This is a genomic window from Corynebacterium sp. HMSC05D08, assembly GCF_001807215.1.
Classification (GTDB): domain Bacteria; phylum Actinomycetota; class Actinomycetes; order Mycobacteriales; family Mycobacteriaceae; genus Corynebacterium; species Corynebacterium striatum.
The window spans coordinates 62,216-76,284 of sequence record NZ_KV788323.1; the positions used below are offsets into that span (position 1 = coordinate 62,216).

Sequence of the window (14,069 nt, forward strand, 5' to 3'; positions counted from 1 at the left end):
GCTGGGTGCTTTGCACCCAGCCTTATTTCTTCTCAGAGCCCTCCGGGCGAATCTTCATCTCGGATTGCTTCCACAGGCCGGAGCGAGAAATCACCTCGTGGTCGATCTGCGCCTCGGCAGGTGCTTCGCCCTTGGAGTTGGTGCGCAGCTCGTACTTTTCGATTGCGCCCCAGTCGCGAGCCCAATCATTGTTGAGGTAGCTCGGAATCTCGTAGGAGTAGTTGACTGCCTCAGCCGTGGCCATCGCGCCACCGCCCGAGAAGGACTGGAAGTCAGTCAAGGACGTTTGCGCCGCAGCATCCGGCAGGATGCGGTATTCCGGAATCTCCGTCACGCCCGCATAGTGGTCGAACGTGCGCTGGCACGGGAACTGCAGGGCAACAGACCAGTCCAGCAACGCTGGCGTCTCAGAAGAGAATTGCGAGTTGATGGTGGCCAGCTCCGGCACACGCGGTGGCGTGAATGCTAACCAGTCGTCCTCATCAGTGGAGTCGTCCTTAGCCACCAAGCGAACGACGTTAGCGTCTTCCGGCAGGTCAGCCAGCGGGATGCGCAAGTTGCGCCACTTCGGGGTTGCACCGACGTCGGAAAGCTCAGCCTCGCCCGTGTTGGAGACCTTGCCATCCTTGTAAGTGGCGTACTCGAGCTTGAGCTCCATGCCGTCCTGCTCGATGCCGTTGACGTCGTGGTGGTAGGTGTTGCCCGCCGCGGACACCGCGAGGATCGGGGTGTTCTCCGTGGCCTTCGGCAGGTTGTACCACTGGGTGGTTACCGTCGCCGTGGAGCGCTGGCTCTCGTCATACGAGCCCAGCACCGGTACCTTGTTGTAGTCCAGGTTGAACGGCAGGTGGCGGGTCGAGCCGTTGACGCCCTTGGTCTCACGGACGCCGCCGGACTGCTCGTTCGCGGACTTCTCGCTGTTTTGCTCCTCCGTCGCGGCGTCGGCAGAGTCAGCATTTTCCGCCTGGTTCGTGGCGGTGTTCGCAATTGCGCCAACCGACGCCGAGTTCAGGTTCTCCGGCTCGATGGACTCAGGGATGTTGTTCGGGGCGAAGCCGATGGAATCCTCGTCTGGGTCCTCCAACGAATCCTTGAACTCGCCCTTGACCGGGGTGAGGAAGGCGTCGTTGGTGTTGGTCTCGACCAAGGTGGCGTCGGCAAGAGAGCACACGTTGCCCTTCAAGGACGCGAGGTTGCCCTTGCCCACTGAGTAAGCATCTCCCTGTGAGGCATAAGCCTTGGCGAAGGATGCGCACGAAAAGGCCACAATGAGCGCGCAGGCCAGCGCCAGCGGTGCAGACATGATGCCGGCCCAGCGCGATACCTTCGCTGCGGCTTGGGCGGTGAACTCCTCGACGCGGCCTTCTTCCTCGGCCTTGCTCTTGCGGTAGCTGTGGATCATGGCTTGGACCACGCCGACGGCAAGGACCACCAAGCCAATAAACAGCAGCACAGTGTTGGCCTCAATGGCCTTGTACTGCACAGTACGGTCCCACCACGGGATGCCGAAGGAGGAGACGTACCACCATGCATTCCAGCCAGCCATGGAGATGGCGAGCAAGAAGATGACGGAGGCCAGCGCAAAGGTACGCGCACGCGGGGAGCGCATCGCGATCTGCGAGAGAACCACCGAGCCCAGCGCAGCGATGACTCCTGCAACGCCCGCGTAGATGCCGAAGTGGTGCGTCCACTTGGTCGGCGTGAACATCAGGAAGAAGGTGCTCAAAGCCACGATGAGCAGCAGGCGCTGGGTAGGGCCTACCTCGGCGCCGACCACGCGGCGGTTCTTGATGAAGGCGTAGATGATGAGCGCTAAGCAGAAGATCATGGTGAACATCGCGAAGCGGCGGGTCATCGAGCCGTCCACTGACTGCTGGAAGAGCGTGGTGTAGCGGACGTACTCCGAGTACCACGGCAGCGATGGGCCCACCTCAGAGCGCACGCGCGTGGACTCCATGACGGATGCCAAGGTCTGGTCGCCGAATGCCGCGACCATGATGGCCGTGCCGGAAGCGAGGAAAGGCGCAATCATGGCGAGCCAGCCCACGTGCGGGGCGCGCTCGGCCATGAAGGCGAAGAGCTTCGGCAAGGAGATCAAGAAGACACCGACGGCGAACAGGCCCGTGGGGCCCGCACCCAGGGTCAAGGTCGCGGCGATGGTGCCCACGGCTGCTGGCAGTAGGCGGCGGGTGGCAATAGAGCGCTCGAAGGAAGCCCAGGTCACCATCACGCCCAGTGCCACGATGGGCTCCGGGCGGGTGCCGTTGTTGTACGGCAGCCAGAAGGCCAGGAACATAAACGCCGCGGTCCAGTGCGCCACGCGGCGGCCGTTAACTAGGTCGCCGAAGCGCGGCAGAATCTCGCGCGAGAGAATGAACCAGACGATGAATGCGGAGATGAGCGCAGGCAGACGCACGAACATTGACGTGCTGGAAATCTCCGACAAGAAGGCCACGAGGTCGTAATAAGGGGAGCCGAAAGGGGCCTCAGGTACGCCGTACCAGCGGTAGTAGTTAGCCATGTAAGAGGCGTGGCCCGAGACACGACCCATGGTCAGGATGAAGCCGTCGTCAGAGGTGTTTGAGCCAAAGATGTGCCAGAAGGCGAGGATGGCGGCGACGACGCCGTCGAGCGGACGGATCTGCTTCCAGGTTTCCGGCATGAAGGAGAGCTTGCGGCCATCCAGGCGGTCAATTCGCCACAAACAGAACAGGCTCACGATGGTCATCGCGATGCCCAGCCACATGGCGATCTGCTTGATTAGCGAAGGCGAGGAAGTAAAGCGCGAGTTGATGTCCACGTGGATGTTGAGGCCATCGGCCACCAACGCGGAAGCATCGCTCTCTTCGAGCTCGGTATAGACGCCGGTGACCTGCGGGCGAACATCGTCCTCAGTAGTCTTTTTGTGCTTACCCACGGAGACGGTGGTGCCGTCACCAGAGGCGTCGATCTTGAGGACGGCGTCGTCAGGCAGCGCCGCAACTTCCTTCGGGCTCAGGGCAAGTAGGACCTCGTCGAGGGAAACCACGGAAAGACCCTGATCACCCACGCGCACGAACATGCCGCGGTTCGAGGCCTTGGTGGACTCAGGCGGCACGGTTCCGTAGAGCAGATCCTGGCCCTCGCGCAGCTTGTCGACGGCGCTGAGCGGGATGTCCGCTTTAATATCCTCCGGAGCCACGGAGATGAGTGGCGCGTTGATTGACTGCAGCGAGTTGTTCTGCGGCCAGTCGAAGGAAGACTGGGTCTGATTGACCGGCAGCAGCGGAGTAGCCACAAAACAGATAAAGCCAATCAGGCCGGCGATGATAGCGGTTAGCCGGAGCGAACGCGGGGCGTCCGCAAAGGCTAAGCGGGATTTTTCGATATTGGTGAGGCTAACTGACACGGCGATCAGTTTACGGCACGCCTCCTATTTAATGAGAACGCACCGCCACCACAAACGGGCCAACCTGCTCGGTGTCCCAGCCCTTTTTGAATACGTCAGGGTTAAAGAAGACCGCGCGGTAACGCACATTCGGCTGGTTCGGATAGATGTCTTCAGCCAGGTGGATCTTGTAGCCGTCGCCTGGTTCCTCGATGCTGCCGCGGAAGATGACAACATCTGGCCCACGCCAGCGCGCGGAGTCGAGAGACTTGATGAATTGCTGCGGGGTCTGGTTCCAAGAGTCGCGGCCCCAGGCTTCAATCTGCTCATTACGCGAGCTGAATTCACCAAGCGGGTTGGCGTAGTTGCTGGTGAAGGCATTAAAACCGAGGTAAGGATTGTAGGCCATGAAGAGCTTCTCATCGGTCATCACCACGGTCTGGTTCGGTACGTAGCCATGAGAGTCGATGTATTCGCGGATCTTGATGTAGTTCATCGAAGAGTCGCTTGCGAAGCGGTCGGCGCGCTCGCCGTTACCGTCGGTGTCGGTGTAGGCATGATCCAGCGCCGACTCGTTTTTCTCTGGGATCTGCTGGGCGTAGTAGACGCCGCCTAGCGCAACGATGATGGCGAAGGCCGCGGTGATGCGCTTGTTCGTGCTATCGCTGAAGCGCGCCGGGTAAATGTTGGGGATTCCCATGCGGCGGATTTCGGCCAAGCCAAGAATACCTGCGGTGGCAAAGAGGATGACGATGATGCTCTCTAGGCGGAAGCCCAGCAGGGTAGTACCGACAAGCGTAACGACCATGGACAAGACGACCCAGAGGTATGCGCCTATGGTGGCGATGCCCAGCGCGCGAATGGCGGAGTCTTCCAGACGCATCGTCATGTACACCAAGCCAATCAGGCACAGCAGGCCAATGATGCTCAAGGAGAGGAATGGCACCGGGATCTGGGTGCCTTCTTCCGGCAGGTAATGCTGGGCGGTGGATTCCAGAGGTGCCTTAGAGGTCATCGCGGCCATGAGGTATGGGCCCCATGCAATGGCTGCGATGGCCATAGAACCCACACCGATGACCACCAGATGAAGGATAGGGCGCAGCTGACGGTCATAAATGGCGGTGACCACGGCGATGAGGGAAACAATGGTCAGTGCGACCGCACCAGTGAACAACGTGTAGAAACATGCGGAGACGCCCAGGTAAAGCATGATCCCCACCGTGGAGAACCAAGAACCCTTGAACGCGTGGGAAGAAAGAACCGCGACGGCTGGAACGCCCATGGCGATGACGGCGGAATAAGGCTCTTCAGCGTTGACCGTGAGAGTGATCGCTGTGGTGGCCAAAGCGATTGCGGTTGCCACTGGCAAGGAACCAACAAGACGCTGCCAGATCGGAACTAGGATGCAGCCGCATACCGCGAGGGAGACTAGCGCCCACGGTTGGAAGACCTCCCAACCAGGCATGTTGAGCAGGTTGGCCAGGCGGCCACCCAGCCAGAACCAGCCCATTGGGTAAAAGGTGGGAAGCCCCTCGTAGTTCATGTCGGCGTAGCCCATTTGGTCCGTAGAACGCGTGAGGAATTGGGTACGGAAGACCTGGTCTACTTGGACGCCGTCGAGCCACAGCTTGGAGGCAGAAAGCGGCAGGCCGATTGCAGAAAGAACAAGCAGAGCAGGGGAGATATAGCAGGCTGCGTGGGTTAGCCATACGCGCCAGGTGGGGCGGGAGACCTTTTCCTGGTAGGTGTCATAAATCCACCACACGCAGAGGAAGCCCACGACGCCGAGGGTGAGCACGGTACCCACTGTGCTGAGCGCGCGGGTGACCATGGAGGTGCTGAATGCTGGCAAGGAGATGGTCTTGAAAGCATAAAAACCAATAAGTGCGACGACTGCCCCTCCAAGGGCAGACGCCGCTGTGCCCAGCAGCGTCGACTTTCTAGAAAGTTCGTCGACGTTGTAGTCCGTAGTACGGGCAATGTCGGTGCGCACGGGTTGCATTGTTGCTGGGCTAGTCATGCACACTAGTTTCCCATACTCGAGGGAATTGCAGGAATTTAGAAAGGCAGCTTTCGGAAGATGGCCTGCGGGATGAACTTGAACGCCAAAGAAACGTACTCGAACAGCGGGTGGACGTAGATCGACTGGGTGCCGTTGAGGATCGCCTTGACGGTGGCCTTAGCTACATCCGGGACGTCGACAGTCAGCGGAGCCTCGCCGGCTGCAGCGGACATCTTGGTGCGAACCTGGCCCGGACGGACCACGAGCACCTTGGCGCCGGAGCCGCGCAGGGCCTCACCGAGGTTGATGAAGAAGCCGTCCACGCCAGCCTTCGAGGCACCGTAGACAAAGTTGGAGCGGCGTACGCGCATACCTGCCACGGAGGACAGCGCCACGATGGTGCCGTGGCCCTGCTCCTTGAACTTCTGGCCCAGAAGGACGCCCAAGGACACTGGTGCGGTGAAGTTGGTCTGTGCGGAAGCCACGGCCTTGGCCTGGTTCTGCCAGAGTTCTTCCTGGTCACCGAGGGTACCGAAGGCGATGATGGCGATGTCGACGTCGCCGCGCTCCCATGCCTGCTTGACGACGTCCGGGTGGGAATCGAAGTCAGTCGCGTCAAAGTTGATGACCTCAACGTCAGCGCCGCGGGAGGTCAACGTGGCCTTTGCGTCGTCGATGCGCGGGGAATCAGCGCGTGCCGCGAGGGTGACCTTGGCTGGGCCACGGTCGAGGAATTCCTCGACGATGCCGAGGCCGATCTCGGAAGTGCCGCCAAGAAGAAGGATGTGTTGTGCTTGGCCTACTGCATTAAGCATGTGGGTTGTTCCTTAATTTTTCTGCTGGTCTTGAACGAAGGTTGGGAAACTCTTAGTGGAGCTCAAGACGGCGGGACATATCGGATGCGAAGACGCCGGTTGGGTCAATCTCGTTGCGGGTGGCAAGCCAGCCCTCCATGCCTGGGTACATCTTGTGGAAGTTCTCCGCAGAGGTGCGAGACTCCTTGGCCAGGTAGAGGCGGCCGCCGAATTCCATGACGCGCTTGTCCAGATCATCGAGGAAAGCACCGAGCCCCGGCTTGATTGGGAAGTCCACGCAGACGTTCCAACCCGGCATTGGGTAGGACAGCGGAGCCTTGTTGCCCGGGCCGAAGAGCTTGAACACGTTGAGCGCGGAGTAGTGGCCGGAGCGCTGCATGTCGCGGATGATTTCCTTGAAAGGCTCAACTGCCTCGGTCGGAACCACGAACTGGTACTGCAGGAAGCCGTTGGAGCCGTAGCCACGGTTCCACTCGCCGATGAGATCCAGCGGCTGGTAGAACTGCGTCAGGTTCTTGATCTTGTTACGAGCCGGCGCGCCCATGAGGTAGTAAGCCTCGCCGATCGCCATCAGGGAGAGCTTGTTCATGGTGAAGTTCGGGAAGATGTCCGGAACGGTCATCAGCTGCGGCGCGTTGAACTTCAGCGGATCCTTGGCCAGCTTCGGTGCGAGCTCCTCGAGCTGTGCCAGGGTAGCCAGGGAACCACGGGAGATGGTGGAACGGCCCAGCTTTGGCTCAGGGGAGATGACGTCGAACCAAGCAGAGGAGTAGGTGTAGTTGTGCTCCGATCCATCGGAGTGGAACGCAACTGTTTCCTCAAGGTTCTCAGTGCGGTCAGTGTCCGCGATGAAGTAGGCAGTCTCCGTCTTGGTCATGCGGATCTTGGCACGCAGGATGATGCCGGTCAGGCCCATGCCGCCCACGGTGGCCCAGAAGAGGTCTCCGTCTGGATCATCCTTGGAACCGCTAGGTTCCAAGTGGAGGACGCGGCCGTCAGCCACGAGCAGCTCCATGGAAACTACGTGGTTGCCAAAGGAACCAGCGGAGTGGTGGTTCTTGCCGTGGATGTCAGGGCCGATTGCGCCGCCGATGGTGACCTGGCGGGTGCCCGGCAGGACCGGAACCCACAAGCCATACGGCAGGGCCGCCTTCATCAACTGGTCAAGGGTGACGCCGCCGTCGACGTCAACGATTGCGGACTCCGGGTCGATGGAGTGGATCTTGTTGAGCGGCTGCATGTCGATGACCAGACCGCCACTGTTTTGGGCGGGGTCACCGTAGGAACGACCCATGCCGCGGGCGATGACGCCACGGCGGAGGTGCGATGGCTTGTCGGAGTTGTCTTCAGCAACCTGCGCGACGGCCTTCTTGATGACCTCGACGTCCTCGGTTGACAGTACGTGGGCAGTCGTCGGTGCGGTGCGGCCCCAGCCGTGCAGGGACTTTTCGGTGGTATGTAGTTCCATCTCTTACTCTTTACTCGACGTGATATGTCGTACCCAGCCTACCCACCTATCCAGACACGTGACGTTTGTGGCGTTAGTGATATTTGGAACATACTCAGACACAAAACACTTCCGAATATGTGGGTTTTGGCCGTTTAACGTCGCTATTCAGTGTGGAGTTGGCTGCAATGGCACGCCGTCATGAAAATCCCAAAGCCGCCAATGCCATTGGCCACTAGCGTTCGTTAATACAGATCCATGATGTCGCGGATTTCTTCAGGTAACTGCTCTTGTGAGGTGATTTCTGGTCCCTCGTAGCCGCGCAGAATTTCATAAACCCGGCGGCGTGAGGTGGAGTCCAGGATGGGGAGCTCTTCCGCCATCAGGCGAGTCATGAATCCATCGAGCGGAAGATTCGTGTGTTCCGTGGCGAGGAAGTGTCCGTTGCGCTTGTCATCTTCTTGGCGTTCATCCTGCGCCGCACGCTGGGCGGGAGTCAGATGCTCTTTCTTCGATGAGTACATGCGTTTTAGCATAGTTCCGCATAAAGTTATGCCCATGAATCAGCCACATTCGCAGCATGAATCTAACGTCCAAGCTGACACCCGCGTTGATAACTACGCACTTGATGACACTCTCGCCGGCCGCATCACGCAGTCCGCAGCAGCAGGCCTGATGCTCTCTTTCCCGGATTGGATTAAGGACAAAACGGCCCTTAGCATCACCTACGTCTTCTCCTTCATCGGCTTCGGAGCCCTCGTCGCCATCACGAATGCCCAGCGCGAGGATGAAGAACCACAAGCCGAGCAGCCACCAGTCGAGCAGTCACAAGCCGAGCAAAACGATTCTGACCTCAAGCAGTGGGCTGTCTTCGCTGCGGTCATCCTTCTTTTTGTGCTGGGCGGTTTTATTAACGTCAAGGTTTCCCAGGCAGTGGTCAAGCGCCTGCGCAAGCGAGGTCTTTCCAAACCATGGACTGCATGGGGCGCAATTGCTGCTGCTTTCGTATTCCTCGTGAGTGAGCTCGAAGCTCGCGATATCGAAAAGCTCGCTGCGTAGCCTCGCAAGTTTTGCGTATGGTGGGGCCCATGAGCCTCAAGGTCACAGATTTGAGTCAAGCACGCGCCAAGCGTGAAGACTCTCTAGTGACCCTCAAGCGTGAGCCTCTCACCGTCATCTGCCAAGTCTCTAACGTACGGGCAGAAGCAGAAGCACACCGACAGATCGGTTTCTCAGACGCTTTTACCTTCGCGGAGCTCCACCGTGTCCTAGAAGTCAGCTTCGGGCTTCCCGATGAGGATTCACCGTGGCACTTTTATGAGCATCGCGACGCCCGTGGCTGCCGCATTGACCCTGAGCATCAGGTCTCTGAATTCCTCTGGAAAGAGGGAGACCAGGTTGACTACGTGTGGGGCCTGTGGGATTTTAGCCTGGTGGTCGCGGCGATCTACCCACGTGATACTGGCACCCCGGAGGCCCTATGCGTGGGCGGTTCTGGCTCCTTCCTGGTGCCTTTTGATCTCACCGCAATTAATGCTGAGCTAACAGGGCAGGAAACCATCGATGAGGTCCTCAATATCGTGGTTCCGCCAGTGCGCGCGATCATTGAGAGAACTAAACTCTTCGACTTCGTACCCCTGCTCCAGGCCCTTGAACTAGAGCGCCCAGAGAGCCCCGAAAGTACTGACAATGCCGATACTTCCCGCGCCGGTTTGGACTCCTTGCCCCGCGAGGTCACCTCAGAAGGACAGGATGCTTTCTGGTCGATGACGCTTGGTCTTTCCTGCATGGGCGGGCGCGAGCTCACCAATTCTGTGGCTGAGGCAACCATGGAAGCTCTTGGATGGGTAGCGGATGATGGGGCGAGCCTAAGCGGTGAAGAAATCCGCGAATTATGTGCTGCTTCTTTGGAGGAACTGGCTGCCATGGGCGCTTACGGTGCCGACGCTTTGGCGCCTGTGGATCGGCTCGACATTTACCGTGCATTGCTGCGCAGGTAGGCTATTTAGCCGTGATTGATAAAAATCCTAATGCCCATAGTCGTGGCAACATTGACGGCAACGTTGAGGGAAACGTCGGGGGAGACGTTGACACTAACGTCGCCGATGTTGAGGTCCGACGCTCCTCGTTGCAGACGCAGCTTTTTCGCTTTGTCTCCGTGGGCGTGTTCACCGCGGCTATTGATTATGGCCTGACTTTGTTGCTGACCTCGCTGGGTCTGCACAGGTCCGCGGCTAAGGCCATAGGTTGGGTCTTTGGTACCATCGCGGCCTACATCGCGAATGCCCGCTGGACGTTCGGCTCACAGGTCTCCGGCCGCACCGCCGGCGCTGTCGCTGCGCTGTACGCCTCCACCTTCGCTGTGCAGAACTTCCTCTATTGGGTACTCAACGCACCGCTTATCTCCATGGGATTTGAGGGCGCTGTTAAGGACACCATTGCGTTCGTCATCGCGCAGGGTGTGGCCACCGTGACCAACTTTGCCATCCAGCGCATCTTCATTTTTAAGGGTGATTGATGAGTAACGCGGCGGAGCGGCTCTCGCACTCAAATTCCCTGCAAGCCCAAGGCTTCAAGTTCGCAATCACGGGCATGATTGCAGCGGTGATTGATGCTGGTCTGACATGGATTTTCCAGATCGGCTTGGACTTGCTTGGCGACGTCGCCGCCCGCACCGTCGGCTTCATCTTCGGCACCTTGACGGCGTATTTGTTAAATCGCCGTTGGACTTTTAATGCGAAGGCCTCGAAGCGGCGCTTGGCCGCAGTGGTGGCCACTTATGCACTGACCTATGCGGTCAACATCATTCTCTACCGCTGGGCGTTCCCCTTCTTTGACCACGACCTTGAGTGGCCCTCCTCCTGGGCCCTGGTCGTGGCCTTTGTGATCGCGCAGGGTACTGCCACGCTGATTAATTTCTTTGTGCAGCGTTGGGTCATCTTCCGCAGCACGCGGAAGTCCTTTGTGGTGGACAATTAAGCCCAGCAGAGCGCTTAAGGGCGGTGGAAGTCTTCTTTGCGGCCCTTGTTGTGCAGGTTGAGCCACTCGAGGAAGCCCTTGGGATCGCGCCTTTGCACGAGGAAGAACCAGCCAAAACGTGCAAACTCCTGGGGGAGAAGTTTGCGCATGCCGCGCTGCCACAGCAGGTAGCCGCGGTTGCGGTAGGTGAAGTAGCGCTTGAACTCACCGGCGGGGTACTGGGTATGCATCTTGCCGCCCAGGATCGGCTTGAACTCGTCGGAGCCATCTGGGTGCAGGTAGCTGGTAGTCAGCGCGGTGCCGAACTGGAGACCGGAATTTACGAGGCGGCGGTGGTACTCCACCTCGTCGCCGCGGATGAAGAGGCGGTAGTCGGGGACGCCGATGATTTGCATGGCCTCAGCGGAGATGAGTGCGCCGTTGAAGAGGGAGGCGATGCCGGGCAGGAAGTCGCCCTCGAGCTCGCTCATGTAGCGGCGCCACACGAGTCCCTGGCGCAGTGGGAATGCCAGGCGTGCGGGCTCGTTGATGTTGCATACGGCAGGGGAGACCTCGTGCAGGGAGTTGGTTTCAGCGACGCGGTAGAGCTCGGCGAGGACGTTCTTGTCTGCTGGGCGCCCGTCATCGTCGGCGCACCATACAGCGTCGGCACCGAGGGACAGAGCGGTGAGGAAACCGAGGGCGAAGCCGCCTGCACCGCCCAGGTTGGTCTGGGAGGGGATATATACGCCGCGCTCCCCGGCGATGGACTCAACGAGGTCCTTGACGGCGTCTTCGGCACCGTTATCCACAACGATGATCCACTGCACAGGGTGGGTTTGGCGTGCTACCTGCTCCAACGAGGCGCGCAGCAGTTCAACGCGCTGGTGGGTGACAATTACGGCGGCCGTGGAACCGGCAGTGCTCAAGGTGGCAGTCATGCGTTCCATTCTGCCACCCTTGCGGAGGCGTATAGGCTTTGGACATGGAGTTAGAAAAGATGTGGCCGCCTTTTGCGGTGCGCATTCACGCCAGCGATGGCAAGCAGAACATTTCGATGCGTGTCATGCGCGATACAGATATTGCTGCAATTAATGGGGTCACTCCGGAGGAGATCTATGGGGCCGAAATCCCGCAACACGCGTTTGGCTGGCTCTTCGACGGCGATCCTTATGCCTCAGCGCACATGCGGTGGGAGCACCGAGCAAGGATGTCTCCCGCAGAATGGTCTCTCGATTTTGTAGTGTGCATGGACCAGGAAATCATCGGTGTGGTTGACATTCGCGGCAGTGAGTTTGCAGTTCACAAGGAGGTGTCCACGGGTTCCTGGATTTATCATCGCCACCAGGGCAAAGGCTTAGGCACGCTGGTGCGTCATGCAGTAGCGGGATTTTGCTTTGGTGAACTGGGCACACAGGCCCTGAGTACTGGGTGGGTGCAGGGCAATCATGCCTCTGAGAGGGTGTCGATGAAGCTGGGCTATGAGCTTTACGACGCCGGCCTAGCCGCCACCTTGCCCTGTGGCCCAGAAAAGACCGAGCTGCCCATCCGGCGCGCACGCCTTGCTCGGGATAGATACAACAATGCCGGCTACACCGTCACGGTGGACGGAATAACCGGCGCATTGAGGGAGCTGCTCGGGGCGTCGCCAAGCACGGCTTAAGCCTTGCCCGTGCCTTCTTCCTTTTCGAAGCGTTGGCGCAGTTCCTTGACGTATTCGCCTACCTCGGGGCCTTCGTATTCGCTGACTACTTCGGAGACCTCGCCGGCACAGCGGATGGTGCCGTGGTCAATCCACAATGCCGTGTTGCACAGCTGCGCCAGGAAGTCGTTGGAGTGCGAAGCAAAGACCAGGATGCCGGAGCGCTTGACCAGCTCCTGGAGGCGCACACGAGCCTTGGCCATGAAGGCGGCGTCGACAGCGCCGATGCCCTCATCGAGCAGGAGGATCTCTGGCTCGATGGAGGTAACCACGCCGAGCGCCAAGCGTACGCGCATACCGGTGGAGTAGGTGCGCAGCGGCATGGCGAGGTAGTCACCCAGTTCAGAGAACTCGGCGATCTCATCCATCTTGTTTTTCATCTGCTTGATGGTCTGGCCCAAGAACAGGCCGCGGATGATGATGTTGTCGTAGCCGGAGACCTCCGGGTCCATGCCTACGCCTAAGTCGAAGACAGGGGCCACGCGTCCGCGGACGTCGGCGGAGCCGCGGGTGGGCTCGTAGATGCCCGAGAGCAGACGCAGCAGCGTGGACTTGCCTGCGCCATTGTGGCCCACGAGACCTACGCGGTCACCTTCCCGCAGGTGCAGGTTGATGTCCTTGAGGGCCTCAACCACCACCGTGTTGTCGCTGTTCTTGCCAATCGCACCGCCAGCTGAGGAAAGTACAGCCTTCTTTAAGGAGCGGGACTTGGCATCAAAGATGGGAAAGTCCACGCAAGCGTTATAAGTATCGATAGAAACCATTGTTGAAGATCCTTTCGTGCAGCTTGCGCTATACCCAGTAGCTCACGCGGAAGCGCCACTGGCGCATGGCTAAGCCGGCAACGAAGATGCCCACAAGCGTGCAGGCAATGACAATGAGCCAGTGATAGCCGGCGACAGGTTCACCGATCATAGGAGCACGGACGATCTCCATGTAGTGATACAGCGGGTTAATCTCCGCAATGCGTGCACGGCTGGCTACAGCACCGCCCTGATCCTTCAAGGTGTTGGTCATCCACACAATCGGCGTGACGTAGAACAACAGCTGCGTCAGTGCCTCAAGCAGCGGTGCGACGTCGCGGAATCGCGTTGCCACGATGCCGAAGAACATGGCCACCCACACGCCGTTGACCAGCAACAGCGCCAGCGCCGGGATGAACAGGAAGAACTCCCAACCCAAGTGGCGGGGGAAGATGATGATGAGCAGCAACCAAATGATTAGGTTGTGGCCCAAGAAGAGCGTCTGCCGCCAGACCAGGCGATAGACGTGGACTGACAACGGAGCCGGCAGCTGTTTAATCAGTCCCTCATTATCAATGAAGACGGTTGAGCCCTCCTTGATGGCACCCGAGATGAAGTTCCACATAATAAGACCCACGGTGACGTGGGGGAGGAACTCCGCGACGGGGATCTGGAACAGCATTGAGTACAAAAGGCCCAAAGCAGCAGCCATCACACCAGTGGCGATGGTGATCCAGAAGGGGCCGAGAACGGAGCGGCGGTAGCGTTGCTTGATGTCCTGAATACCCAGCATGAACCACAGTTCGCGCTGCTTGGCGCCTTGAATAAGGTCGGCAAAAGCAGTCCGCAGGGTCATGGACTGGGACGCCGGCACCTCGCTTGACTCCGGGGTGGAGGTCATGCGGGCGATGTCGGCGCGCAATTGATTGTTGTCTTGCACGTCAAAACACCCTAGCGTGCATCCAGGCTAAACGGGTATCTACACGCCGCTTGTGCTGGGAAAATGCTTGAGACCAGCGGTTATCCTGTTTTAGG

General features: G+C 59.3%; 13 protein-coding genes. 5 read left to right on the plus strand and 8 right to left on the minus strand.

The features are described from left to right. Nucleotides 1–22: 22 nt before the first annotated feature. The 5 genes from HMPREF3148_RS04685 to HMPREF3148_RS04705 form a co-directional block, all read right to left on the minus strand. Nucleotides 23–3,388: an arabinosyltransferase domain-containing protein gene (locus HMPREF3148_RS04685; RefSeq protein ID WP_210382997.1), complete on the minus strand. Its 3,366-nt coding sequence runs from the start codon at nt 3,386–3,388 to the stop codon at nt 23–25. Between the two features lie 28 nt (nt 3,389–3,416). Next, nucleotides 3,417–5,387 carry a galactan 5-O-arabinofuranosyltransferase gene (locus HMPREF3148_RS04690; protein ID WP_049151555.1) on the minus strand — a complete coding sequence of 657 codons (1,971 nt, stop codon included), beginning with the start codon at nt 5,385–5,387 and terminating at the stop codon, nt 3,417–3,419. Nucleotides 5,388–5,425: 38 nt separating this feature from the next. Beyond that, nucleotides 5,426–6,184, minus strand: a complete 759-nt coding sequence (locus HMPREF3148_RS04695) for a decaprenylphospho-beta-D-erythro-pentofuranosid-2-ulose 2-reductase (protein ID WP_049151556.1) — start codon at nt 6,182–6,184, stop codon at nt 5,426–5,428. A 52-nt stretch (nt 6,185–6,236) separates the two neighbouring features. After that, entirely contained in the window at nt 6,237–7,652 is a 1,416-nt protein-coding gene (locus tag HMPREF3148_RS04700) for a decaprenylphosphoryl-beta-D-ribose oxidase (protein ID WP_005530470.1), read from the minus strand. Nucleotides 7,653–7,876: 224 nt separating this feature from the next. Further along, entirely contained in the window at nt 7,877–8,155 is a 279-nt protein-coding gene (locus tag HMPREF3148_RS04705) for a hypothetical protein (protein WP_005530468.1), read from the minus strand. Between the two features lie 34 nt (nt 8,156–8,189). Here HMPREF3148_RS04705 and HMPREF3148_RS04710 point away from each other — a divergent pair, with 34 nt between their 5' ends. The 4 genes from HMPREF3148_RS04710 to HMPREF3148_RS04725 are packed head-to-tail and all read left to right on the plus strand — an operon-like array spanning nt 8,190 to nt 10,610. Then, entirely contained in the window at nt 8,190–8,690 is a 501-nt protein-coding gene (locus tag HMPREF3148_RS04710) for a hypothetical protein (protein ID WP_049062338.1), read from the plus strand. Between the two features lie 29 nt (nt 8,691–8,719). Further along, nucleotides 8,720–9,631: a plasmid pRiA4b ORF-3 family protein gene (locus tag HMPREF3148_RS04715; RefSeq protein ID WP_049151557.1), complete on the plus strand. Its 912-nt coding sequence runs from the start codon at nt 8,720–8,722 to the stop codon at nt 9,629–9,631. A gap of 50 nt (nt 9,632–9,681) precedes the next feature. Next, nucleotides 9,682–10,149, plus strand: coding sequence for a GtrA family protein (locus tag HMPREF3148_RS04720; RefSeq protein ID WP_275042328.1), 468 nt, complete (start codon nt 9,682–9,684; stop codon nt 10,147–10,149). Beyond that, nucleotides 10,149–10,610: a GtrA family protein gene (locus HMPREF3148_RS04725; RefSeq protein WP_049151558.1), complete on the plus strand. Its 462-nt coding sequence runs from the start codon at nt 10,149–10,151 to the stop codon at nt 10,608–10,610. The genes HMPREF3148_RS04720 and HMPREF3148_RS04725 overlap by 1 nt, the downstream gene beginning before the upstream one ends. A gap of 14 nt (nt 10,611–10,624) precedes the next feature. Here HMPREF3148_RS04725 and HMPREF3148_RS04730 read toward each other — a convergent pair whose 3' ends face one another. Beyond that, entirely contained in the window at nt 10,625–11,539 is a 915-nt protein-coding gene (locus HMPREF3148_RS04730) for a galactofuranosyltransferase GlfT1 (protein ID WP_005530458.1), read from the minus strand. 35 nt (nt 11,540–11,574) lie between these two features. On the opposite strand from HMPREF3148_RS04730, the gene HMPREF3148_RS04735 reads away from it, so the two are divergent. Continuing rightward, the gene (locus tag HMPREF3148_RS04735; protein WP_053084987.1) at nt 11,575–12,252 is read left to right on the plus strand and encodes a GNAT family N-acetyltransferase; all 678 of its coding nucleotides are present in this window, start codon (nt 11,575–11,577) and stop codon (nt 12,250–12,252) included. Here the strand turns inward: HMPREF3148_RS04735 and HMPREF3148_RS04740 are convergent. Together HMPREF3148_RS04740 and HMPREF3148_RS04745 are read right to left on the minus strand one after the other, a co-directional pair. Then, nucleotides 12,249–13,055, minus strand: coding sequence for a galactan export ABC transporter ATP-binding subunit Wzt/RfbE (locus tag HMPREF3148_RS04740; RefSeq protein ID WP_046645756.1), 807 nt, complete (start codon nt 13,053–13,055; stop codon nt 12,249–12,251). The two genes, HMPREF3148_RS04735 and HMPREF3148_RS04740, sit on opposite strands and share 4 nt — an antisense overlap. Before the next feature lie 28 nt (nt 13,056–13,083). Then, complete coding sequence (locus HMPREF3148_RS04745; RefSeq protein ID WP_046645839.1) at nt 13,084–13,935, minus strand: galactan export ABC transporter permease subunit Wzm/RfbD; 852 nt, start codon at nt 13,933–13,935, stop codon at nt 13,084–13,086. Nucleotides 13,936–14,069 lie beyond the last annotated feature (134 nt).

Excerpts from the sequence above, each read along its gene's own strand:
- HMPREF3148_RS04745 (WP_046645839.1), bottom strand. The coding sequence starts at position 13,935 with ATGACCTCCACCCCGGAGTCAAGCGAGGTGCCGGCGTCCCAGTCCATG.
- HMPREF3148_RS04740 (WP_046645756.1), bottom strand. The coding sequence starts at position 13,055 with ATGGTTTCTATCGATACTTATAACGCTTGCGTGGACTTTCCCATCTTT.
- HMPREF3148_RS04730 (WP_005530458.1), bottom strand. The coding sequence starts at position 11,539 with ATGGAACGCATGACTGCCACCTTGAGCACTGCCGGTTCCACGGCCGCC.
- HMPREF3148_RS04695 (WP_049151556.1), bottom strand. The coding sequence starts at position 6,184 with ATGCTTAATGCAGTAGGCCAAGCACAACACATCCTTCTTCTTGGCGGC.
- HMPREF3148_RS04690 (WP_049151555.1), bottom strand. The coding sequence starts at position 5,387 with ATGACTAGCCCAGCAACAATGCAACCCGTGCGCACCGACATTGCCCGT.
- HMPREF3148_RS04725 (WP_049151558.1), top strand. The coding sequence starts at position 10,149 with ATGAGTAACGCGGCGGAGCGGCTCTCGCACTCAAATTCCCTGCAAGCC.
- HMPREF3148_RS04710 (WP_049062338.1), top strand. The coding sequence starts at position 8,190 with ATGAATCAGCCACATTCGCAGCATGAATCTAACGTCCAAGCTGACACC.
- HMPREF3148_RS04705 (WP_005530468.1), bottom strand. The coding sequence starts at position 8,155 with ATGTACTCATCGAAGAAAGAGCATCTGACTCCCGCCCAGCGTGCGGCG.
- HMPREF3148_RS04700 (WP_005530470.1), bottom strand. The coding sequence starts at position 7,652 with ATGGAACTACATACCACCGAAAAGTCCCTGCACGGCTGGGGCCGCACC.
- HMPREF3148_RS04715 (WP_049151557.1), top strand. The coding sequence starts at position 8,720 with ATGAGCCTCAAGGTCACAGATTTGAGTCAAGCACGCGCCAAGCGTGAA.
- HMPREF3148_RS04735 (WP_053084987.1), top strand. The coding sequence starts at position 11,575 with ATGGAGTTAGAAAAGATGTGGCCGCCTTTTGCGGTGCGCATTCACGCC.